The organism is Brucella tritici (assembly GCF_008932285.1).
Taxonomy (GTDB): domain Bacteria; phylum Pseudomonadota; class Alphaproteobacteria; order Rhizobiales; family Rhizobiaceae; genus Brucella; species Brucella tritici.
On sequence record NZ_WBVY01000001.1, the window covers coordinates 101,495 to 121,781 of the forward strand.

The following is a 20,287-nucleotide window of genomic DNA, read 5'->3' on the forward strand; positions in this document are numbered from 1 at the left end:
TACGTTCACACATTGCCTTACTGCCCTATTGCCTTATTGCCCTAACTCAACCGCCCTGATCCGTCGGTTCTCGAACTTGATGACGATCTTGCCGTCGATGAGATCGAGGGCTTTCTGACCGAATACCTCGCGACGCCAGCCATGCAGGGCAGGTACATTGGCCTTGTCGCCTTCTGAGGCGATCTTTTCGATGTCATCAGAACTGGCGACGATCTTTGCCGCGACGCCGTGCTCTTCCGTCACAAGCTTGAGCAGAACTTTGAGGATATCTGCAGCAGCAGCGCTGCCTTCCGGCGAATGCGACGGCTTCGGCAATTTCGGCAAATCTTCCTTCGGGATTTCAAGCGCGGACTGGATCGCTGCGACAAGCCCAGCAGCCTGTGCCGAACGCTCCCAGCCTTTCGGAATCGAACGAAGGCGACCGAGCGCTTCTGCGTCACGCGGCTGCTGTTGTGCAATTTCAGCGATGGTGTCGTCCTTGATGATGCGTCCGCGCGGCACATTGCGCTCGCGTGCTTCGCGTTCACGCCAGGCGGCCACAGCCTGCACGATGGCAAGTTCAAGCGGCTTGCGAACGCGCGCCTTTACCCGCCGCCACGCATCGTCCGGATGCAGGTCGTAGGTTTCGCGGGAAGTCAACACCGCCATTTCCTCATTCACCCACTCACTGCGACCTTCTTTCTGAAGTTCTTCCTTCAGATAGAAGTAGATGTCACGCAGATAGGTAACGTCGGCCAGGGCATAGTCGAGTTGCTTGTCCGAAAGCGGCCGGCGGCGCCAGTCGGTAAACCGGGAAGACTTGTCGATGTGCTTGCCGGTGACCTTCTGCACAAGCTGGTCATAGGAAATGGCATCGCCAAACCCGCAAACCATCGCCGCAACCTGACTGTCAAAGACAGGTGAAGGGATGAGGTCGCCGAGATGGAAGACAATTTCGATATCCTGCCGCGCGGCATGGAAAACCTTGACGATCTTCTCGTCCGCCATCAGGCGGAAAAACGGCGCGAGGTCGAGCCCCGGCGCAAGCGCGTCCACAAGCGCCGTGTGGTCAGGCGAAGCCATCTGGATAAGGCACAATTCCGGCCAGAACGTCGTTTCACGGATAAACTCCGTGTCGACCGTGACGAAATCGGATTTGGCGAGGGCGGATACGGCCTCTTCGAGGGCCTGTGTGGTCGTAATCAGATGCATGTCTACCTTTTAGAGCATTTCCAGCAAAAGTGCGAAGCGGTTTTGCGTCGGATAATGCGACAAAACAAAGAGACAAAGCTTTGCCGCTTGTCGCGAAATAATCAGTAAGTAGCGTTCCGCAGAGCGTGCTCATAGTGTTTTTTGTCGACACGTTACGTCAAGGTGGTTTAACACCAAAACCCGTAGGGAGTGCAGACTTGACAAAACCCGGTCAAAATGCGCTTTTCCGCGAGAATTTAAAGCGTTTCGTCAGTTAGTACTGACTTATCATTCCAAAGGCAGAAATCATGCACCGTTACCGCAGCCATACCTGCGCAGCCCTTCGCAAGACGGACGTTGGTTCGAACGTTCGCCTTTCCGGATGGGTTCACCGCGTCCGTGACCATGGCGGCATTCTCTTCATCGATCTTCGCGATCATTACGGCATTACCCAGATCGTGGCCGATCCCGATTCGCCCGCCTTCAAGGTTGCTGAAACCGTTCGTGGCGAATGGGTTATCCGTGTCGATGGTGAAGTGAAGGCCCGCGCAGACGATGCGGTCAATACGAATCTGCCGACCGGCGAAGTCGAGATCTTCGCAACCGAAATCGAAGTGCTGGCGGCTGCCAAGGAATTGCCGCTGCCTGTATTCGGCGAGCCGGACTACCCGGAAGATATCCGCCTGAAGTACCGTTTCCTCGATCTGCGCCGTGAAACGCTGCACAAGAACATCATGAGCCGCACCAAGATCATTGCTGCGATGCGTCGCCGCATGACCGAAATCGGCTTCAACGAGTTCACCACGCCGATCCTGACGGCCTCGTCGCCGGAAGGTGCGCGCGACTTCCTCGTGCCGAGCCGTATTCACGAAGGCAAGTTCTATGCGCTGCCGCAGGCGCCGCAGCAGTACAAGCAGCTTTTGATGGTTGCCGGTTTCGACCGCTACTTCCAGATCGCGCCGTGCTTCCGCGATGAAGATCCGCGTGCAGACCGCCTGCCGGGCGAATTCTACCAGCTCGACCTCGAAATGAGCTTCGTGACCCAGGAAGAAGTCTGGGAAACGATGGAACCTGTCATGCGCGGCATCTTCGAAGAGTTTGCCGAAGGCAAGCCGGTGACGCAGCAGTTCCGCCGCATCGCTTATGATGATGCGATCCGCACCTATGGTTCGGACAAGCCTGATCTGCGCAACCCGATTGAAATGCAGGCTGTGACCGATCATTTCGCCGGTTCGGGCTTCAAGGTCTTCGCGAACATGATCGCCAACGATCCGAAGGTCGAAGTCTGGGCCATTCCGGCCAAGACTGGCGGCTCCAGAGCATTCTGCGACCGCATGAACTCCTGGGCGCAGAGCGAAGGCCAGCCGGGTCTCGGCTATATCTTCTGGCGCAAGGAAGGCGACAAGCTCGAAGGTGCAGGCCCGATTGCCAAGAACATCGGTGAAGAGCGCACGGAAGCGATCCGCACGCAGATGGGTCTGGAAGACGGCGATGCCTGCTTCTTCGTTGCCGGTCTGCCGTCCAAGTTCTACAAGTTCGCAGGCGATGCCCGCACGCGCGCTGGTGAAGAGCTGAACCTCGTTGATCGCGATCGTTTTGAACTGGCCTGGATCATCGACTTCCCGTTCTACGAATGGGACGAGGACAACAAGAAGCTCGACTTCGCACACAACCCGTTCTCCATGCCGCAGGGTGGTATGGACGCGCTGGAAAACCAGGACCCACTTGCGATCAAGGCTTACCAGTACGATCTCGTCTGCAACGGCTTTGAAATCGCTTCCGGTTCGATCCGTAACCAGCTGCCGGACGTCATGGTCAAGGCATTTGAAAAGGTCGGTCTCAGCCAGCAGGATGTGGAAGAACGTTTCGGCGGTCTCTATCGTGCGTTCCAGTACGGTGCACCTCCGCATGGCGGCATGGCGGCGGGTATCGACCGCGTCATCATGCTTCTGGTCGGCGCGAAGAACTTGCGCGAAATCTCGCTGTTCCCGATGAACCAGCAGGCGCTCGATCTTCTGATGAACGCGCCTTCGGATGTGTCGCCCGCGCAGCTGCGCGATCTGCATATCCGTCTGGCTCCCGTACAGAAGAGCTAAAAGCACACGATGGAATAAAAAAACCCGGCCTAGAGCCGGGTTTTTTATTAGAGCATGTCTCCCGAAAGTGGGAACCGGTTTCGGGATAAAGACATGCGTAAAAACAAGCAGATAGAGCATTTCCAATGATCCAATCAAAACAGGAAATGCTCTAGGTGAAGAAAAGCCCGGTGAGAAAACTCACCGGGCTTTTTCATTTTAGTTGTTAGCGTCGACGCTGACTTTCAGAAGCTGGATGATCTTCGTCGGATCCAGCGATGCCGTGGCAACGATCGAAGCAAAGGTCACCGGCTGATCCGGCGATGCGCTGATGGTCAGCGACTTCGGATCATCGAAGAACTTGTCGGATGCGGCCTTGAGCTGCTGGGCAAACTCAGGGTTCTTGAGCTGTGTTGCCATCAGCGGAACCATCATCTTCATCTGTTCGCCAAGCTGCTTGCCATCGGCGCCCTGTTGCTTGCCGTAATAGTCGAGAATCTTCTGGGTCAGGGTTTCATTGTCGAAGCGGATGGACAGATTCTTGAGGTTCAGCTGTTCTGCCAGACCCAGAATGGCGAGACCGGCAGCGTCCTTGTCTGCATCGGCCTTGCTCATATTTTCCTGTGTCTTCTGGACGGCTTCGAGAAAAGCCAGATCATATCCGCCGAGGCTGCCGGTGATGTTGATCTTGCCGAGTTCCGCTGCCTGAAGCTCAAGCTGGTCCAGCGAAGTGTCACCAGAAGATGGCGACCAGCTGCCCTTGGAGTTCAGCGAACCGTTGAACGTGTTCATGTCAAGCGGCGCAAGCGGGTTCTTGCCGTCCTTTTCAAAGGTCGCATCGATATTGGCGATGGTCCAGACATAGCCGATCTTCTCGGCCTTGTTGGAGGTGTCGAGCGACAGGTCGAAACCCTTCACCGTCGCACCATCCGTGCCGGGCGTGCCGAACTGGATTTCGTCGATCTTCAGCTTGTCATACATGACGATGCTGTCGAGCGGGCCCTTGGCCGTTTCCGACGGAATCTGCACGTTCTGCATGGCAAAGCCCTTGATCTCGGCCTTGTCGTTCTTGTCTTCCTGACCGGCAAAAGCAAGATCGGGCACTGTAACCTGTTCGATGCTGTAGCCGCCGTCCGGTGTATCCTGAACGTTCTGGAGCGTCACGTCGCCAAGGGCGGTTTCCTTTTCACCGACTGTCGGCAGCTTGATCTTGGTGCCCTGAAGCACGATGTCGGAGCCATTCGCCTGAACATTGGCGAAGCTCAGCTCGCCACCCTGTTTTGCGTAGAGCGTCTTGATGCGCTCGGCGACCGCATTGGCGTCTGCCGCCATGGCCGCGCTGCCGAAAATCAGCGAAAGCGCTGTTCCGGCCGCCAAAATACGTGCCGCTGGCTTGATGTTGACGAAAACCTGCATTCGAAGCTCCTGCCTGATCTTTAATGTAGCGCGGCATTCATAGGCGGAAATCACTCGCAATAACAACATGATTTCCTCAGCCTGCGATTGCAGCCGGGGAAATTCACCCCTGATAGCTCTATAGGACACAAATGGCGGCAGGATTGCGACTATTGCACATGAATGTACTGGATTGGTTCTCCTGAACTCTTGCTGGCGAATCGCGCAGTTGGTACTGAGAGACATGGGAAAAAGTCTGATTCCGCCGGATGACGGCGAAGAACACATCGAGCGGGTCGATCTCAAATCGGCTCTCGAGGAACGTTACCTCGCTTATGCGCTGTCGACGATCATGCATCGTGCGCTGCCGGACGTGCGCGACGGCCTGAAGCCGGTGCATCGCCGCATCATGCACGCTATGCGTCTGCTGCGTCTCAATCCCGATCAGGCCTATGCAAAGTGCGCCCGTATCGTCGGCGACGTGATGGGTAAGTTCCATCCGCACGGCGATGCGTCGATCTACGATGCGCTGGTGCGCCTGGCACAGGATTTCGCGGTGCGTTATCCGCTCGTGGACGGGCAGGGCAACTTCGGCAATATCGACGGCGATAACGCTGCCGCCATGCGCTACACAGAAGCACGCATGACGGAAGTGGCGACGCTGCTGCTGGAAGGCATCAACGAAAACGCCATTGATTTCCGCCCGACCTATAATGAAGAGGACGAGGAGCCGATCGTTCTTCCGGGCGCCTTCCCGAACCTGCTCGCAAACGGTTCGGCAGGCATCGCGGTTGGCATGGCGACCAATATTCCGCCGCATAATGTGGCGGAGCTTTGCTCGTCGGCGCTCTATCTCATCAATCATCCCGACGCGCCGGTGGAGGAACTTGTTACCTCGCCGGAACAGTGGGAAGAACTGAAGCGCGAAGCCGAGACTGATCCGGCTGCTCTTCTGAAGTGCAAGGTGCGTGGCCCGGATTTTCCGACGGGCGGCATCCTTGTCGAAGCACACGATAATATTCTCGATGCTTATCGCACGGGCCGCGGCGCATTTCGCGTTCGTGCCCGCTGGGAGAAGGAAGAGGGCAATCGCGGCACCTGGGTGATCGTCGTCACCGAAATTCCCTATCAGGTGCAGAAATCGCGACTGATCGAAAAGATCGCCGAGCTGCTGCTGGCAAAGAAGCTGCCATTGCTCGACGACATTCGCGACGAGTCGGCGGAAGACATTCGTATCGTTCTGGAGCCGAAGAACCGGACGGTCGATCCTGAATTGCTGATGGAATCGCTGTTCAAGCTAACCGAGCTGGAAAGCCGCGTATCGCTGAACATGAACGTGCTGTCGCATGGCAAGGTGCCGAATGTCCTGTCGCTGGGCAGCGTTCTGCGCGAATGGCTCGATCATCGCAAGGAAGTGCTTGTCCGCCGTTCCCAATTCCGTCTGGCGGAAATCGAAAGACGCCTGGAAATCCTTGGCGGCTTCCTGATCGCTTATCTTAATCTGGATGAGGTGATCCGCATCATCCGCGAGGAGGATGAGCCGAAGCAGGACCTGATGCGGACCTTCGAGCTGACCGATGTTCAGGCCGAGTCGATCCTCAATATGCGCCTGCGTTCATTGCGCAAGCTTGAGGAATTCGAAATCCGCAAGGAGTTCGATGACCTTACCGTCGAGAAGACAGACCTCGAAGGTCTGCTCGCTTCCGGTACGCGCCAATGGAAGAAGATCAGCGCCGAAATCAAGTCGGTGCGCGAAAAGTTTGGTCCGAAGACCAAGCTCGGCGCACGTCGTACGACCTTTGCTGATGCACCGACCCATGATCTGGAAGATATTCATCAGGCGATGATCGAGCGCGAGCCGGTCACGATTGTTGTGTCGGAAAAGGGCTGGCTGCGCGCGATGAAGGGGCATCTGGCCGACTTCTCCACGCTCGCTTTCAAGGAAGGTGACAAGCTCAAGCTCGCTTTCCATGCCGAGACGACGGACAAGCTTCTGTTCTTCACGACGGGCGGCAAGTTCTTCACCATCGGCGCAAACACGCTGCCGGGCGGTCGCGGCCATGGCGAGCCGATCCGCATTCTCGTCGATATGGAAAACGATCAGGATATTCTGACCGCCTTCGTGCATGATCCATCCGCGAAATTGCTGCTCGTCAGCCATGAAGGTAACGGTTTCATTGTTCCCGAGAATGAGGCGGTCGCCAACACCCGCAAGGGTAAGCAGGTGATGAACGTCAAGACACCGGACGAGGCAAAACTGTGCCAGCGCGTTTCCGGCGATCACATTGCTGTCGTGGGCGAGAATCGCAAGATGGTGGTCTTCCCGCTTTCCGATATTCCGGAAATGACACGCGGCAAGGGCGTGCGCCTGCAGAAGTACAAGGATGGCGGTGTGTCCGACGTCCGCACCTTTGCGATTGCCGAGGGGCTTTCCTGGCAGGATTCCGCAGAGCGCACTTTCAACCGCAACAAGGAAGAGCTTGTCGAGTGGATCGGCGCGCGCGCCTCTGCGGGCCGTCTGGTGCCGAAGGGCTTTCCGCGTTCAGGCAAGTTCTAAGTGCCTGATCCAAAAGTCGCCATGCCGGTCTGCAGATGGCAATTTCTGTGCTTCCGGTACTCACGTACCTTTATGTACGCTGCGCTCCGGTTCTCGAAATCACCATTTTCGCCACGGCCTGCCGCTTTTTGATTCAGATACTGCGCAAACGGCTCAATAAAAAAGCGGCTTTCGCCGCTTTTTATGTCTAACCCTCAAACCGCTGCCAGCCGCGGGGCCCCAGATGCTCCTGCGGAGTGAAGCGGATTTTATACTGCATCTTGCGTGATCCCTCGACCCAATAGCCGAGATAGACATGCGGCAGACCGGCGGCATGGGCGCGCTGGATATGATCGAGGATCATGTAGGTTCCAAGCGACCGGTCATGCATATGCGGTGAGAAGAACGAATAGACCATCGACAGGCCATCGGCCATAACATCGGTGAGTGCTACAGCGATCAGCTCACCGTCGCCCTTGGCACTGATGAAGCTTTCCGGGCCGCGCTTGCGATATTCGATGATCTGCGTATTCACATGCGTATCCTCGATCATCATTGCATAGTCGAGGACCGTCATGTCCGACATGCCGCCGGAACGGTGGCGTGCATCGAGATAATCGCGGAAAAGCGCATATTGTTCGGTGCTGGGCTGTGCCTTGTGCACGCGCCCGATCAGGTCATTATTCTGTGTCCAGACGCGGCGCATGTTGCGCGTCATCTTGAACTCTCCGGCCAGGATGCGAACGGATATGCATGCCCTGCACAATTCGCAGGCCGGACGATAGGCAATGTTCTGGGAACGGCGGAAACCGCCTTGGGTCAGAAGATCGTTGATCTCGTTCGCTTTGTCGCCGACCAGATGCGTAAAGACTTTTCGCTCCATCTGACCCTCAAGATAAGGGCAGGGCGAAGGAGCTGTCAGAAAGAACTGCGGAGACTGTTGCGGTTGATGGGTCATTCAATATCCACGAAATGGCTTAATTTACTCGCTTTGACGCATTTTCCTACGCAAAACCGCTTCGCACTTTTGCTGGAAATGCTCTGGCAAAACCATCACGATACTGTCTCTAAGGATTGAGCCGACGGCACAAAACGTCAATAGGCATTTTGCGCAGCCGGCTCTGAATTTTTTTGATCTGAAGCATCAACCCGAAATTCGGAATCGATTTTCGGAAAACGGATGCGTCGATCCAGCTCTATAGGCTTATCGATCTGAACGAATGACAGCCGTGCCAAGCAGAAGATCGTGCACCGTGCGCTTGCGGTCGAGAACCAGCGAAGCGAGCAGGATCAGCGGCGTCAGCACCACATTGAGACCCCAGAACAGGACTGTGTGAACGATAGCGAGCATCGGATCGACCGTGCTGCCTTCGAGCCGGACGAGCTTGATGTTCATCATCTGCATGCCCTTGGTGGCCTGCTGCGGTCCGCCCAGAGTGCGGGCTACATAAAACAGCGCGACCATGGGAAACATGATGCCGTAAAGCATCCAGCCGAGGCTCAGCGTAATGATTCCGAGGATCGCAATAACGATTGCTGCCGGAATGCAGAGCAGAAAGACAATCAGGTAATCGATAAGAAAAGCCATAATGCGGCGCGTGCGCACGCCTTCAAAGAATGCGCGGCTTTCATAACGCGGTCCCATGACTTCGCCGTGCAGAATATGGTCGGACATTTTTCCTTCCAGTCGTTTCCAAGGAAGCGTCCGGGGGAGTGTGACAACCGGCGCTGTCCCGCTACCTCAGCGGAACAGGCATCAACATGGGAACCAAAACCGGCGGTTTCAAGGAAATTTGAAGATTTCCCGCCGAAAGGACCCGCCGTTTAGCCTTGCTGTTTAAGCTTTTCAGCCACTTCGATTGCGAAGTAAGTAAGAATTCCGTCACAACCGGCACGCTTGAACGCCAGAAGGCTTTCCATCATCACTTTTTCTTCGTCGATCCAGCCATTGATGCCAGCAGCCTTGATCATCGCGTACTCGCCCGACACCTGATAGGCATAGGTGGGCAGGCGGAACTCGCTTTTCAGGCGATGGATGATATCGAGATAGGGCAGGCCTGGCTTGACCATCAACATATCCGCGCCTTCGGCAACATCCTGCTCGGCCTCGCGCACGGCTTCCTCCGGATTGGCCGGATCAAGATAATAGGTTTTCTTGTCGCCTTTGAGCAGTCCCTGCGTGCCGATGGCATCGCGATAAGGGCCATAGAAGGCCGAGGCGAATTTGGTGGCATAGGACATGATCGGCAGGTGACAGAACCCATGTTCGTCCAGCGCCTGACGCACAGCCCCGACGCGACCGTCCATCATATCGGAAGGCGCGATGATATCCGCACCGGCTTCAGCCTGCGAAAGAGCACCGCGAACCACCATGGCAACCGATTCGTCGTTGACGATCTCGCCGTTCCGCAGGATGCCGTCATGGCCATGCGTGGTAAAGGGATCGAGCGCCGCATCGGTGATGATGCCGATTTCAGGCACTTCCTTTTTGATTGCGCGCACGGCGCGATTGATCAGATTGTCCGGGCTTGCGACAAAGGCGCCGTCCTCGGTCTTCACTTCCAGCTTTTCGCGCGGGAAGGGGGCGATGGCAGGAATGCCAAGCTTGGCGGCTTTTTCCGCCATGCGAACAGCCATATCGACCGAAAGACGTTCAACACCGGGCATTGCGTCCACGGGCTCCGCCACGCCGGTTCCGTAGGTCAGGAAGAACGGCAGGATGAGGTCATCGACCGTCAGCCGGGTTTCCTGTACCAGCCTGCGCGACCAGTCGGCCTTGCGCATGCGGCGCAGACGTCTGCTGCCGGTAACGTCATCGACATGCTGGCTGATATTGGTGGGCAGATATTTGGATTGGCGATCAGTCATGAAACTATTCCCGAGAATTGACGCCTTGGAATATGAAGTCTCAAGGCTAGTGGTCTGATTCAGACATTTGCATCCCTCGGATATAAGCGCTGAGCAAATGTCGGAATCAAAAAGACCACTAGTAACTTTATGTATCTAGTGGATTTTTCGAATTTGACGTTTGAAACGGGATTAATATCGGACGGGTATCAAACGTCAAATTCAATCCACTAGCATCGGATGCGCACCGTTTATCATGGGAAAAGTGATGAAACCAAGAACATTGACCTGTGCAGGATTGACGCGGGGCGTCTCACTTTCTACCCATTTGATGGAACGGGAGACAGGATATGCAGATTGACTTCGGCGGTGGCAGCGAAATCAGCTTTGAACGCAAGGGAAAAGCGGGGCTTGTGAAGCTTACGCGAACCGAAGCTCTCAATGCGCTCACGCATAAAATGATTTTGGCGCTCGACCGCGCCTTGCAGGCTTGGGAAGACGATCCTGAAGTGGCCTGCGTGATTCTGGAAGGCGAGGGGCGTGCATTCTGTGCGGGCGGCGATGTCGTTGCTGCCTACAAGGCCGGTCAGGCCGGAACGCCTGCCTACGAATTCTTCCGCGACGAATATCGGCTCAATGCACGTATTGGCCGTTTCCCAAAGCCCTATATCTCGCTTATTAACGGGATTGTCATGGGCGGCGGTGCGGGTATTTCCGTTCACGGTTCGCATCGCATCGTGACGGAAAACACCATGTTTGCCATGCCGGAAACCGGCATCGGCTTCTTCCCGGATGTCGGCGGCAGTGCTTTCCTGCCCCATCTTCACGACAATTTCGGATATTATCTGGCGTTGACCGGTAACCGCATTCGCTGGGGCGACTGCCTGCAAAGCGGGATTGCAACACACGGCGTAGCTGCAAGCGATCTGCATGATTTGCGCGAAGACATCATCGCAACCGCCGACATCGACGCGGCACTGACGCGCAGCCAGTATCCCGATTTTGAAACCTCTATCGAAACGCGCCAGATCATCGCTGAATGTTTTTCAGGCGCGACGTTTGGCGATTGCATGGCTGCTCTGGAAAAAGAAGCGCAAGCGGGCAACAAGGCTGCGATGGACATCGTGAAGGTGATCGCCACCCGCTCGCCAACGAGTGTCGCGGTGACTTTCCGCCAGATTGCAGATGGTCGCCCGCTCGATCTCGATGATTGCATGCGCATGGAATACCGCATTGCCAACCGCATGCTGGAAGCGCACGATTTCTATGAGGGCGTTCGCGCATTGCTTATAGACAAGGACGGTGCGCCCGCGTGGAAACCGGCAACGCTCGATGAAGTGAAGCCTGAACAGGTCAATGCCTATTTTGCAAATCTGGGTGACAAGGAACTGACCTTTTGATGCATATGAACGAGCTGCGCCAGCATACCCAGCCGAGCGGAACCGAATGGGCCTTCACATGGTTCGTTCGGATACTCGCTCTTGTGGCGCTGGCCAGCGGCGTTTTCTACTGGATCAGGCTGATCGGGATTCACCCGGGGCTTCTTTGGCGTTTCGATCTCATGCCATGGCCGTGGCAGACAGCGGTTGTGGCTCTGGCGGTGCTGATGCCCGTTGCCGCGACGGGGCTGTGGATGCGCGCACCGTGGGGGCCTGTGCTCTGGTTTGTGGCAGCGCTCGGCGAAATTGCCATTTATTCCGTTTTTTCGCGACATTTCGAATACAAGCCGCTGACTGTGGGGTTCAACGCGGCTTGTATCGTCATTTTCATCGCTTTTCGCATTCTGCTCTTCTTCGAGAAGAGGCGGCAGGCCCGTGCGAACCTGCCGATCTAGCTTTTATAGCGCTTGTGTCCCTTCATAGCGGGCAAATGGCTTCGTCATCTGGCCTTTGAAAAGCAGAACATCATAGGTATCGGCTTTGCTGCCTGGCATTTCCATGCCGGGTGATCCCATCGGCATACCGGGTGCCGTCAGTCCCGTAGCCTGCGGACGTTCAGCCAGCAGTCGCTTGACCGCACCGGCTGGAACATGCCCCTCGATGACATATCCATCCACGACTGCCGTGTGGCATGAGGCAAGATTGGCACCGACGCCATACTTTGCCTTTACGGTATCCATCGCTTCCTCGACCTTCACTGTGACATTGAAGCCAGCGGCTTTCATATGTTCAGCCCAGCCCTCGCAGCAACCGCAGTAAGGGTCTTTATACATCGTCATCTGTGGAGCTGCGGTAACCGGTTCCGCGTGAGCGAAACTCGTAAAGCCGGTAAAGCTTAACAGCCCGCCAACCACGAAATAATGGGCAAGACGAAGCGCCATGGTCCCTCCAATGGATTGTTGATGGCTGGTATCTAGTCATTATCCGGCTACTTCTCAAATGACGAAAGTTTAATGTGGCACGCGGTTCCAATGCCTGGAAAACCGGGATTCTTGCACTGAAACCATGCATCCGGATCAAGCCTCAAAAACGGCGCGGAGTAAGCAAACATTAAGCCTGAATGCGCAATCTCTCCGGTAAGTTACTGTTAAGGCTGACTTTTAAGTCGAATTTTATGCATCTCCCCTAAATTCCTCTCAAGACACGGTGAGAACAATACACCGCATAAAACAGGACAGAGAGCTGCATCATGGTTTCATGAAATGTGGCTCCGACAGAGAGGCAAAAGAAATGATCAACGCACAGCGTAAGACGGACATATCCGCTCCGCTCACGACACCGGAAACTGCACTTCGTTCGCTTTATCTGGAGGCTCTCCAGCTGGTCGAGCGCCTGCATCGTCGCCTGCTAGACGTCGTCAAGGATGAGTTCGACCGCAATGGCCAGAGCGACATCAATGCGACGCAGGCGCTTCTGCTCTTCAATATCGGCAATTCCGAACTGACCGCCGGTGAACTGCGCTCGCGCGGTTACTATCTCGGCTCCAATGTTTCATACAATCTGAAGAAGCTGGTCGAAATGGGCTTCATCCATCATCAGCGTTCGCGCGTCGACCGTCGTTCGGTACGCGTCAGCCTGACAGACAAGGGCAATGCGATTGCCGATCAGGTGGCTTCGCTCTACGAACGCCATATCTCCTCGATCGAGCAGGTCGGCGGCATTCAGGTCGAAGAATTCACGGCGATGAACAAGTCGCTGCAGCGTCTCGACCGCTTCTGGAACGACAGCATCGCATATCGGCTCTAAGTAGTTGCAGAACTGTCACAACAGGCTGTCATTGAGAAGAATAAGGTACTGTGAAGCTGCCAATCGTAAGGCGCATGGCTTGAAATTCCGGCCATGCGACATGATTAAGCCATAAAAAACGACATAAGCGTTTTAAAACGGCACGGGCAATATTGTGCCACCTTCAGTCAGGAATAGGCTCGAAATCGAATTTCGGATAAGCGAGCAGCTTTGCATTGCTTGCAATCCGGATATCGCCTTGTTGACCTATTGCTGATATTCTCTGGGAAGATTCCGCGCGAGCGGTTAGCCTTTTGGGACTAAGCAAAATGACCAAGACCGACAGACCAGCCGATGCTTTCAGAGTAGATCGCCGCAGTTTCCTGCGCGGCGCGGCAACCGCCGGCCTTTCCGTGGCAGCCTCCGCCATGGTTTCCTCGGCTTACGCTCAACAAGCTTTGACCGACGTTATCGGATCGTCACGCCGCGGCAACTGGGCTGACCAGTTCGACGCCCGTGCGACGGGTGGCCAGCGAGTTGCGACCAACCAGCCGGTTTTGAGCTCGCAGACGGTCGGCTATCTCCAGACTGCTATCGCGCAATATACCGACATTGCCGGTCGCGGCGGCTGGCCGAGCGTTCCGGGCAATGCAAAGCTCCAGATCGGCGCCACCGACCAGTCTGTGCAGGCACTGCGCAAGCGTCTCATGATCTCCGGCGACCTGCCGCAGGAAGCGGGGCTTTCCAGCTCTTTCGACACCTATGTCGATGCTGCCGTAAAGCGCTTCCAGTCCCGTCACGGCTTGCCTGCCGATGGCGTCATGGGGCAGTTTACTTATGCTGCCATGAATGTGGACGCCAATACGCGCCTCGGACAGCTCCAGACCAATCTGCAACGCCTTTCGCCTCTGGCCAATCAGGGTATGCAGGAACAGCGTTTTGTCATGGTCAACATCCCGGCCGCGCGCATCGAGGCCGTTGAAGGCGGCAGCGTGGTGCAGCGCCACACGGCGGTTGTCGGCAAGATTGATCGTCAGACGCCGATCCTCAATTCGAAGATTCACGAAGTCATTCTCAATCCTTACTGGACCGCGCCGAAGTCGATCATCCAGAAGGACATCATTCCGCTGATGCGGAAAGACCCGCAATATCTGGCGAAGAACAAGATTCGTCTTTACGACCAGTCCGGTCAGGAAGTGGCGCCGGAAAGCATCGACTGGAATACGGACGATGCGGTGAAGCTGATGTTTCGTCAGGACCCCGGCAAGATCAACGCCATGTCCTCGACCAAGATCAATTTCCACAACCAGTATGCGGTCTATATGCACGACACGCCGCAGAAGAGCTACTTCAACAAGCTCATGCGTTTCGACTCGTCGGGCTGCGTCCGCGTCCAGAACGTGCGCGATCTCGACGTCTGGCTGTTGAAAAACACTGCTGGCTGGGACCGCCAGAACATCGAAAGCACGATCAAGTCCGGCACGAACACCCCGATCCAGCTTGCCGATCCGGTTCCGCTGCACTTTGTCTACATTTCCGCCTGGTCCACTGGCGACGGTGTGGTGCAGTTCCGCGATGACATCTACAAGATGGATGGCGCGACCGAACTCGCACTCGGCACCGACACCTGATTCTTATCTTGAGTTTGAGTTTTCGAAGCCGTCCGGACCCGTTTCGGACGGCTTTTTCGTCTCCGCTGAATTATCAAATCGGTTTGCCGCATTTTGGAATAAGCTTTTCGCTTTGCGGCCATTGGCCTTGTGCTTCCAAGTGTGATAATGCGCCTCATCCATATAGCTTTTACCGGCTAACCCGGAGGGTGTGAAACATGTCTCAAGCCAACGCCGCCGCCAAGAATGCGTCGTCCGACGTTTTCTTCAATGCAAGCCTCGAGGACATAGATTCCGAGATTTTCGGTGCAATTCGCAACGAACTCGGTCGTCAGCGTCATGAAATCGAGCTGATTGCCTCTGAAAACATCGTTTCGCGCGCTGTTCTCGAAGCGCAGGGTTCCATCCTCACCAACAAATATGCCGAAGGCTATCCGGGCAAGCGCTATTACGGCGGCTGCCAGTATGTCGACGTTGTTGAAGAGCTGGCCATCGAACGCGCCAAGAAGCTCTTTGGCGCCGAGTTCGCCAACGTTCAGCCGAACTCCGGCAGTCAGATGAACCAGGCCGTGTTCCTCGCGTTGCTTCAGCCGGGCGACACGTTCATGGGCCTCGATCTCAATTCGGGTGGTCACCTTACCCACGGTTCGCCGGTCAACATGTCCGGCAAGTGGTTCAATGTCGTGTCCTATGGCGTTCGCCAGGACGACCATCTGCTCGACATGGACGAAGTTGCCCGTCTGGCACGTGAAAACAAGCCGAAGCTCATCCTCGCAGGCGGTACCGCTTACTCGCGCGTCTGGGACTGGAAGCGTTTCCGCGAGATCGCCGATGAAGTCGGTGCCTATCTCATGGTCGATATGGCGCATATCGCCGGCCTCGTTGCCGGTGGTGTTCATCCTTCGCCGGTTCCGCATGCGCATGTCTGCACCACGACGACGCACAAGTCGCTTCGCGGTCCACGCGGCGGCATGATTCTGACCAACGACGCCGACATTGCCAAGAAGATTAATTCGGCTGTGTTCCCGGGTCTTCAGGGCGGTCCGCTGATGCATGTCATCGCCGGTAAGGCCGTTGCCTTCGCCGAAGCGCTGAAGCCGGAGTTCAAGCTCTATGCCAAGAACGTCGTGGACAATGCCCGCGCTCTGGCCGAAGAGCTGAAGTCGAATGGCCTGGATATCGTTTCGGGCGGCACCGACAATCACCTGATGCTGGTCGATCTGCGTCCGAAGAACGCAACCGGCAAGCGTGCAGAAGCTGCTCTTGGCCGCGCCAACATCACCTGCAACAAGAACGGCATTCCGTTCGATCCTGAAAAGCCGTTTGTCACGTCCGGCGTCCGTCTTGGCACGCCAGCAGGCACGACCCGCGGCTTTGGTGCTGCTGAATTCAAGGAAATCGGTTCGCTGATTGCCGAAGTTCTCGATGGTCTCAAGGTTGCCAATTCCGACGAAGGCAATGCCGCTGTCGAACAGGCCGTGAAGGAAAAGGTTATCGCCCTGACCGACCGTTTCCCGATGTATGGCTATCAGGGTTAAGCCCGTCTCCATGATTGAAATGAAGCCCCGTTCAACTCTGTTGAGCGGGGCTTTTTCATTGTCGCATCCGGTAGGTAGCTTGCCGCTTATGAGCTATGATGACCGGGAATCGGCCGTCGATGGCAAAGCTCTTGAGTTTTGGATGGGGGTATCCCCACATAGGAGCCATTCGTCGCCAGTGCAAACTTGCCGGAATTGAAATTGCCGATATTGAAATCGAAAGTGTTCCATGCGTTGTCCCTATTGCCAGTCTGAAGATACGCAAGTGAAGGATTCCCGTCCGGCGGAAGATGGTGCCGTCATTCGCCGGCGTCGTGTCTGCTCGGTGTGCGGAGGTCGCTTCACGACCTTTGAGCGCGTACAGTTGCGTGACCTGATGGTCGTGAAGAAAAGCGGGCGTCGGGTTCCTTTCGATCGCGACAAGCTCACACGATCCATCGAAGTGGCGCTGCGCAAGCGCGACGTCGATAATGACCGGGTTGAGCGCGCCATTTCCGGCATTGTCCGCCAGCTTGAAAGTTCGGGCGAGGCGGAGGTGACATCCGACGAAATCGGGCGTTTGGCCATGGATGCGCTGAAAGGCATTGACGACATTGCTTATATCCGCTTCGCATCGGTCTATCGTAATTTCAGCAAGGCCGTTGATTTCCACAATGTCATCGACGAACTGACAGTCGCTGAAACCGAGGACGATCTGGACTCCTAGGCATGAGTGGCAGCAAGTTTCCGCCTTCGAACGCAACTGCGGATGACGTCCGCTTCATGGAAGCGGCGATCCGCTATGCTCGTCGCCACAAGGGGCTAACCGCCACCAATCCCTCTGTTGGTACGATCCTCGTCAAGGATGGCGTCATCGTCGGGCGCGGTGTCACTGCATTGGGCGGCAGGCCCCATGCCGAGCCGCAGGCACTAGCCGACGCGGGAGAAGCGGCACGTGGTGCAACGGCCTATGTGACGCTGGAGCCGTGCGCGCATCACGGACGCACGCCGCCTTGTGCGGAAGCGCTGGTGCGGGCAGGGGTAGCGCGTGTCGTGGTTGCCGCGACGGATCCGGACGACCGGGTCAGCGGAAAAGGGTTTGCCATACTGCGCGAGGCAGGAATTGAGGTTGTGCCGGGCATTCTCGCCGAACAGGCTGCCGATGATCTTGCAGGTTATCTGAATCGATCTGCGAAGAAGCGCCCGGAAGTGATTCTGAAACTTGCGCTTTCTGCCGATGGCATGATCGGACGCCGGGGCGAAGGGCAGGTCTCGATAACGGGACCGATTGCACGTGCGCAGTCGCATATTCTGCGCGCCCAGACCGATGTGATCCTCATTGGTATCGAAACCGCGCTGGCTGATGATCCCGTTTTGAACTGCCGCCTGCCGGGGCTGGAACAGCGTTCGCCTGTTCGCGTCGTGCTCGATAGCGGGCTGCGTCTGCCCCTTTCCTCAAAACTTGTGCAGACAGCCGATGCCCAACCCTTGTGGGTTGCCTGTGGTGAGGAGGTATCGCCGGAACGGCGTTATGAGTTGAAGGCCACCGGTTGCCGCATCCTCGCAACCGAAGCCCATGACTGCCGCATTGCCTTGCCTGAACTGATGGACGATCTCGCGGCGCAAGGTATTTCCTCGGTTCTCGTTGAAGGTGGAGCAGGCGTTGCCAAAAGCTTTCTCGGAGAAGGGCTTGTAGATCGGCTTGCCATCTTCCGTTCACCGATTGAAATTGGCTCAGAACTTGGGGTTGCCGTTGACGGGCTAGAAACCCATATCGCAGACGAATTCAAAATTCTGAAGCAGGCTCGCTATGGTGACGATGCCTATGCGGAATATGTAAGGAAGAATTGATGTTTACAGGCATTATCACCGATATCGGCAAGGTTGACCGGATCAAGCCGCTGAATGAAGGCGTTCTTCTGCGTATCGAAACTGCCTATGATCCTGAAACGATCGAGCTTGGCGCATCGATTGCCTGTTCTGGCGTGTGCCTCACGGTCGTGGCGCTTCCGGAAAAGGGCACGAATGCCCGCTGGTTCGAGGTTGAGGCGTGGGAAGAGGCGCTGCGCCTGACCACGATCTCCAAATGGCAGAGCGGACGAAACATCAATCTGGAGCGTTCGTTGAAACTTGGTGACGAAATGGGCGGTCATCTCGTTTCGGGGCATGTCGACGGACAGGCTGAAATCGTCGAGCGCAAGGAAGAAGGTGATGCAGTGCGCTTCACCCTGCGCGCGCCGGAAGAACTGGCTCCATTTATCGCCCAGAAGGGTTCGGTGGCCCTCGATGGAACGTCGCTGACGGTCAATGGCGTCAACGGAAACGAGTTTGATGTGCTCCTCATCCGCCACTCGCTTGAAGTCACGACCTGGGGAGAGCGAAAAGCGGGTGACAAGGTAAATATCGAGATTGACCAGCTGGCACGATACGCAGCAAGGCTTGCGCAATATCAGAAATAGGCTTAGAGCCTAGAACTCTAAAGCTGTAACAGCATTTCCCGATTTTGAGCGTTGACCGCAATCGTTGCGGTCCGCAAAATTTGTCATGGAGTCTCTTATGTCCAAGCACGAGGCGCATGCGCCGCATTTGCTTATTGTTGAAGCGCGTTTCTACGATGATCTCGCTGACGCGCTTCTGGATGGCGCAAAGGCAGCCTTGGATGAAGCAGGGGCGACCTATGATGTCGTGACGGTTCCAGGTGCACTGGAAGTTCCGGCGGTCATTTCTTTCGCACTCGATGGCGAAGACAATGGCGGCAAGGAATATGACGGCTTTGTCGCGCTCGGCACGGTTATCCGTGGCGAGACCTATCATTTCGATATCGTGTCCAATGAATCCTGCCGTGCGCTCACCGATCTTGCGGTCGAGGAAAGCATCGCTATCGGCAATGGCATTCTGACCGTCGAAAACGAAGAGCAGGCGTGGGTTCGCGCTCGCCGTGAAGACAAGGACAAGGGTGGTTTTGCCGCTCGTGCCGCCCTGACCATGATCGACCTGCGCAAGAAGTTCGGAGTCTGATTACCATGACTTCTTCTACCGAAGGCCGACCGACCCCTAATCTTCCACGCACGGCGAACAAGCGCGGCGTTGCCCGTCTTGCCGCAGTCCAGGCACTCTATCAGATGGATGTCGCCGGGACCGGTGTTCTGGAAGTGGTGGCTGAGTACGAAGCGTTCCGTCTCGGCAAGGAAGTGGATGGCACTCAGTATCTCGATGCCGATCCACAATGGTTCCGCGCGATCGTGGCCGGTGTCGTCGATGAACAGCTTAAGCTCGATCCGATGATCCATCAGGCGCTGACTGAAGACTGGCCATTGTCGCGTCTCGATTCGACCCTGCGCGCCATTCTCCGTGCGGGCGCATGGGAATTGCAGACGCGCAAAGACGTGCCAACGGCTGTGATCGTGTCCGAATATGTCGATATCGCCAAGGCGTTCTACACGGAAGAAGAGCCGAAGCTGGTCAATGCCGTGCTTGATCGCCTGGCGTTTGTCATTCGTGGCGAGAGCCGCGGCGTGAAACCACGCTGATCCGGCTTCCCCGACAATAATGATGAAAGAAGGGCTGTGAGAAATCGCAGCCCTTCTTTCATTGTACGCTGGCAAAGAACGACTTGACGTTTGTTAAACCGTTTCGCATGTTGGACATGCGGCATTGAGAATGCTGAAATGCAAGGAATCGCGCCAATTGATTGATTTCTCAGGCATGTCGCGCAAAAGTGCGTAGCGGTTTTGCGGGAACGACAGGCCTAAAATCAGAGACATAAAGCGCTGAGAGCGAATCTGAAAGATCGCGATCCGCTTTAGGCGTAAGTTCCAGACGTGAATATACCGAAGAAGCCCGGTATCTTGTATTGGCTTCAGGCACTTCCATGCCGCTCAATCGGGTCCGGGGAGGGGTTTTCGGGCCTATCCTGCGCATTTGCCTGCCGACAATCGCGGCTCGCGGTCTGACGGTAGCTGGCGCGAGCTGT

Annotated in this window: 18 protein-coding genes; 12 read left to right on the top strand and 6 right to left on the bottom strand. The window is 56.1% G+C overall.

The features are described 5' to 3' along the window. Window positions 1–33 precede the first annotated feature (33 nt). Window positions 34–1,191, bottom strand: coding sequence for a ribonuclease D (gene rnd, locus F9K94_RS00555; RefSeq protein WP_151643031.1), 1,158 nt, complete (start codon window positions 1,189–1,191; stop codon window positions 34–36). Window positions 1,192–1,478: 287 nt separating this feature from the next. On the opposite strand from rnd, the gene aspS reads away from it, so the two are divergent. Then, window positions 1,479–3,266 carry an aspartate--tRNA ligase gene (aspS, locus tag F9K94_RS00560; RefSeq protein ID WP_061347368.1) on the top strand — a complete coding sequence of 596 codons (1,788 nt, stop codon included), beginning with the start codon at window positions 1,479–1,481 and terminating at the stop codon, window positions 3,264–3,266. Between the two features lie 198 nt (window positions 3,267–3,464). On the opposite strand, the gene F9K94_RS00565 is transcribed toward aspS, so the two are convergent. Next, window positions 3,465–4,661: a hypothetical protein gene (locus F9K94_RS00565; protein ID WP_151643033.1), complete on the bottom strand. Its 1,197-nt coding sequence runs from the start codon at window positions 4,659–4,661 to the stop codon at window positions 3,465–3,467. Between the two features lie 223 nt (window positions 4,662–4,884). Here F9K94_RS00565 and F9K94_RS00570 point away from each other — a divergent pair, with 223 nt between their 5' ends. After that, window positions 4,885–7,197, top strand: coding sequence for a DNA topoisomerase IV subunit A (locus tag F9K94_RS00570; RefSeq protein WP_151643035.1), 2,313 nt, complete (start codon window positions 4,885–4,887; stop codon window positions 7,195–7,197). Window positions 7,198–7,384: 187 nt separating this feature from the next. On the opposite strand, the gene F9K94_RS00580 is transcribed toward F9K94_RS00570, so the two are convergent. From F9K94_RS00580 to hemB, 3 genes are all read right to left on the bottom strand, one after another. Beyond that, complete coding sequence (locus F9K94_RS00580) at window positions 7,385–8,134, bottom strand: arginyltransferase (protein WP_012092346.1); 750 nt, start codon at window positions 8,132–8,134, stop codon at window positions 7,385–7,387. 246 nt (window positions 8,135–8,380) lie between these two features. After that, window positions 8,381–8,851: an RDD family protein gene (locus F9K94_RS00590; protein ID WP_151643039.1), complete on the bottom strand. Its 471-nt coding sequence runs from the start codon at window positions 8,849–8,851 to the stop codon at window positions 8,381–8,383. A 149-nt stretch (window positions 8,852–9,000) separates the two neighbouring features. Then, the gene (gene hemB, locus F9K94_RS00595) at window positions 9,001–10,044 is read right to left on the bottom strand and encodes a porphobilinogen synthase (RefSeq protein ID WP_151643041.1); all 1,044 of its coding nucleotides are present in this window, start codon (window positions 10,042–10,044) and stop codon (window positions 9,001–9,003) included. Between the two features lie 329 nt (window positions 10,045–10,373). Between hemB and F9K94_RS00600 the strand changes: the two genes are divergently transcribed. Both F9K94_RS00600 and F9K94_RS00605 read left to right on the top strand, forming a co-directional pair. After that, window positions 10,374–11,423: an enoyl-CoA hydratase/isomerase family protein gene (locus tag F9K94_RS00600; protein ID WP_151643043.1), complete on the top strand. Its 1,050-nt coding sequence runs from the start codon at window positions 10,374–10,376 to the stop codon at window positions 11,421–11,423. Beyond that, window positions 11,423–11,857, top strand: a complete 435-nt coding sequence (locus F9K94_RS00605) for a DUF6163 family protein (RefSeq protein WP_061347374.1) — start codon at window positions 11,423–11,425, stop codon at window positions 11,855–11,857. The genes F9K94_RS00600 and F9K94_RS00605 overlap by 1 nt, the downstream gene beginning before the upstream one ends. A gap of 3 nt (window positions 11,858–11,860) precedes the next feature. Here the strand turns inward: F9K94_RS00605 and F9K94_RS00610 are convergent, their stop codons facing one another. Then, window positions 11,861–12,343, bottom strand: coding sequence for a DUF411 domain-containing protein (locus tag F9K94_RS00610; protein ID WP_061347375.1), 483 nt, complete (start codon window positions 12,341–12,343; stop codon window positions 11,861–11,863). 349 nt (window positions 12,344–12,692) lie between these two features. Here F9K94_RS00610 and ldtR point away from each other — a divergent pair, with 349 nt between their 5' ends. The 8 genes from ldtR (at window position 12,693) to nusB (ending at window position 19,844) form a co-directional block, all read left to right on the top strand. Continuing rightward, complete coding sequence (ldtR, locus tag F9K94_RS00615; protein WP_010661087.1) at window positions 12,693–13,208, top strand: transcriptional regulator LdtR; 516 nt, start codon at window positions 12,693–12,695, stop codon at window positions 13,206–13,208. Between the two features lie 308 nt (window positions 13,209–13,516). Continuing rightward, entirely contained in the window at window positions 13,517–14,818 is a 1,302-nt protein-coding gene (locus F9K94_RS00620) for a L,D-transpeptidase family protein (RefSeq protein ID WP_061347376.1), read from the top strand. 197 nt (window positions 14,819–15,015) lie between these two features. Continuing rightward, the gene (gene glyA, locus F9K94_RS00625) at window positions 15,016–16,335 is read left to right on the top strand and encodes a serine hydroxymethyltransferase (protein ID WP_151554774.1); all 1,320 of its coding nucleotides are present in this window, start codon (window positions 15,016–15,018) and stop codon (window positions 16,333–16,335) included. A gap of 229 nt (window positions 16,336–16,564) precedes the next feature. Next, window positions 16,565–17,041 carry a transcriptional regulator NrdR gene (gene nrdR, locus F9K94_RS00630; RefSeq protein ID WP_061347378.1) on the top strand — a complete coding sequence of 159 codons (477 nt, stop codon included), beginning with the start codon at window positions 16,565–16,567 and terminating at the stop codon, window positions 17,039–17,041. 2 nt (window positions 17,042–17,043) lie between these two features. Next, window positions 17,044–18,165, top strand: coding sequence for a bifunctional diaminohydroxyphosphoribosylaminopyrimidine deaminase/5-amino-6-(5-phosphoribosylamino)uracil reductase RibD (gene ribD / locus F9K94_RS00635; RefSeq protein ID WP_151643045.1), 1,122 nt, complete (start codon window positions 17,044–17,046; stop codon window positions 18,163–18,165). Further along, window positions 18,165–18,773 carry a riboflavin synthase gene (locus F9K94_RS00640; protein ID WP_010661092.1) on the top strand — a complete coding sequence of 203 codons (609 nt, stop codon included), beginning with the start codon at window positions 18,165–18,167 and terminating at the stop codon, window positions 18,771–18,773. The genes ribD and F9K94_RS00640 overlap by 1 nt, the downstream gene beginning before the upstream one ends. Window positions 18,774–18,870: 97 nt before the next feature. Continuing rightward, window positions 18,871–19,332, top strand: a complete 462-nt coding sequence (locus F9K94_RS00645; RefSeq protein ID WP_061347380.1) for a 6,7-dimethyl-8-ribityllumazine synthase — start codon at window positions 18,871–18,873, stop codon at window positions 19,330–19,332. Between the two features lie 5 nt (window positions 19,333–19,337). Then, the gene (gene nusB, locus F9K94_RS00650) at window positions 19,338–19,844 is read left to right on the top strand and encodes a transcription antitermination factor NusB (protein ID WP_061347381.1); all 507 of its coding nucleotides are present in this window, start codon (window positions 19,338–19,340) and stop codon (window positions 19,842–19,844) included. Window positions 19,845–20,287: the final 443 nt, after the last annotated feature.

Excerpts from the sequence above, each read along its gene's own strand:
- F9K94_RS00605 (WP_061347374.1), top strand. The coding sequence starts at position 11,423 with ATGCATATGAACGAGCTGCGCCAGCATACCCAGCCGAGCGGAACCGAA.
- nusB (WP_061347381.1), top strand. The coding sequence starts at position 19,338 with ATGACTTCTTCTACCGAAGGCCGACCGACCCCTAATCTTCCACGCACG.
- F9K94_RS00565 (WP_151643033.1), bottom strand. The coding sequence starts at position 4,661 with ATGCAGGTTTTCGTCAACATCAAGCCAGCGGCACGTATTTTGGCGGCC.
- F9K94_RS00640 (WP_010661092.1), top strand. The coding sequence starts at position 18,165 with ATGTTTACAGGCATTATCACCGATATCGGCAAGGTTGACCGGATCAAG.
- F9K94_RS00610 (WP_061347375.1), bottom strand. The coding sequence starts at position 12,343 with ATGGCGCTTCGTCTTGCCCATTATTTCGTGGTTGGCGGGCTGTTAAGC.
- nrdR (WP_061347378.1), top strand. The coding sequence starts at position 16,565 with ATGCGTTGTCCCTATTGCCAGTCTGAAGATACGCAAGTGAAGGATTCC.
- glyA (WP_151554774.1), top strand. The coding sequence starts at position 15,016 with ATGTCTCAAGCCAACGCCGCCGCCAAGAATGCGTCGTCCGACGTTTTC.
- F9K94_RS00600 (WP_151643043.1), top strand. The coding sequence starts at position 10,374 with ATGCAGATTGACTTCGGCGGTGGCAGCGAAATCAGCTTTGAACGCAAG.
- F9K94_RS00570 (WP_151643035.1), top strand. The coding sequence starts at position 4,885 with ATGGGAAAAAGTCTGATTCCGCCGGATGACGGCGAAGAACACATCGAG.
- rnd (WP_151643031.1), bottom strand. The coding sequence starts at position 1,191 with ATGCATCTGATTACGACCACACAGGCCCTCGAAGAGGCCGTATCCGCC.
- aspS (WP_061347368.1), top strand. The coding sequence starts at position 1,479 with ATGCACCGTTACCGCAGCCATACCTGCGCAGCCCTTCGCAAGACGGAC.
- ribD (WP_151643045.1), top strand. The coding sequence starts at position 17,044 with ATGAGTGGCAGCAAGTTTCCGCCTTCGAACGCAACTGCGGATGACGTC.
- ldtR (WP_010661087.1), top strand. The coding sequence starts at position 12,693 with ATGATCAACGCACAGCGTAAGACGGACATATCCGCTCCGCTCACGACA.
- F9K94_RS00645 (WP_061347380.1), top strand. The coding sequence starts at position 18,871 with ATGTCCAAGCACGAGGCGCATGCGCCGCATTTGCTTATTGTTGAAGCG.
- F9K94_RS00620 (WP_061347376.1), top strand. The coding sequence starts at position 13,517 with ATGACCAAGACCGACAGACCAGCCGATGCTTTCAGAGTAGATCGCCGC.
- hemB (WP_151643041.1), bottom strand. The coding sequence starts at position 10,044 with ATGACTGATCGCCAATCCAAATATCTGCCCACCAATATCAGCCAGCAT.
- F9K94_RS00580 (WP_012092346.1), bottom strand. The coding sequence starts at position 8,134 with ATGACCCATCAACCGCAACAGTCTCCGCAGTTCTTTCTGACAGCTCCT.
- F9K94_RS00590 (WP_151643039.1), bottom strand. The coding sequence starts at position 8,851 with ATGTCCGACCATATTCTGCACGGCGAAGTCATGGGACCGCGTTATGAA.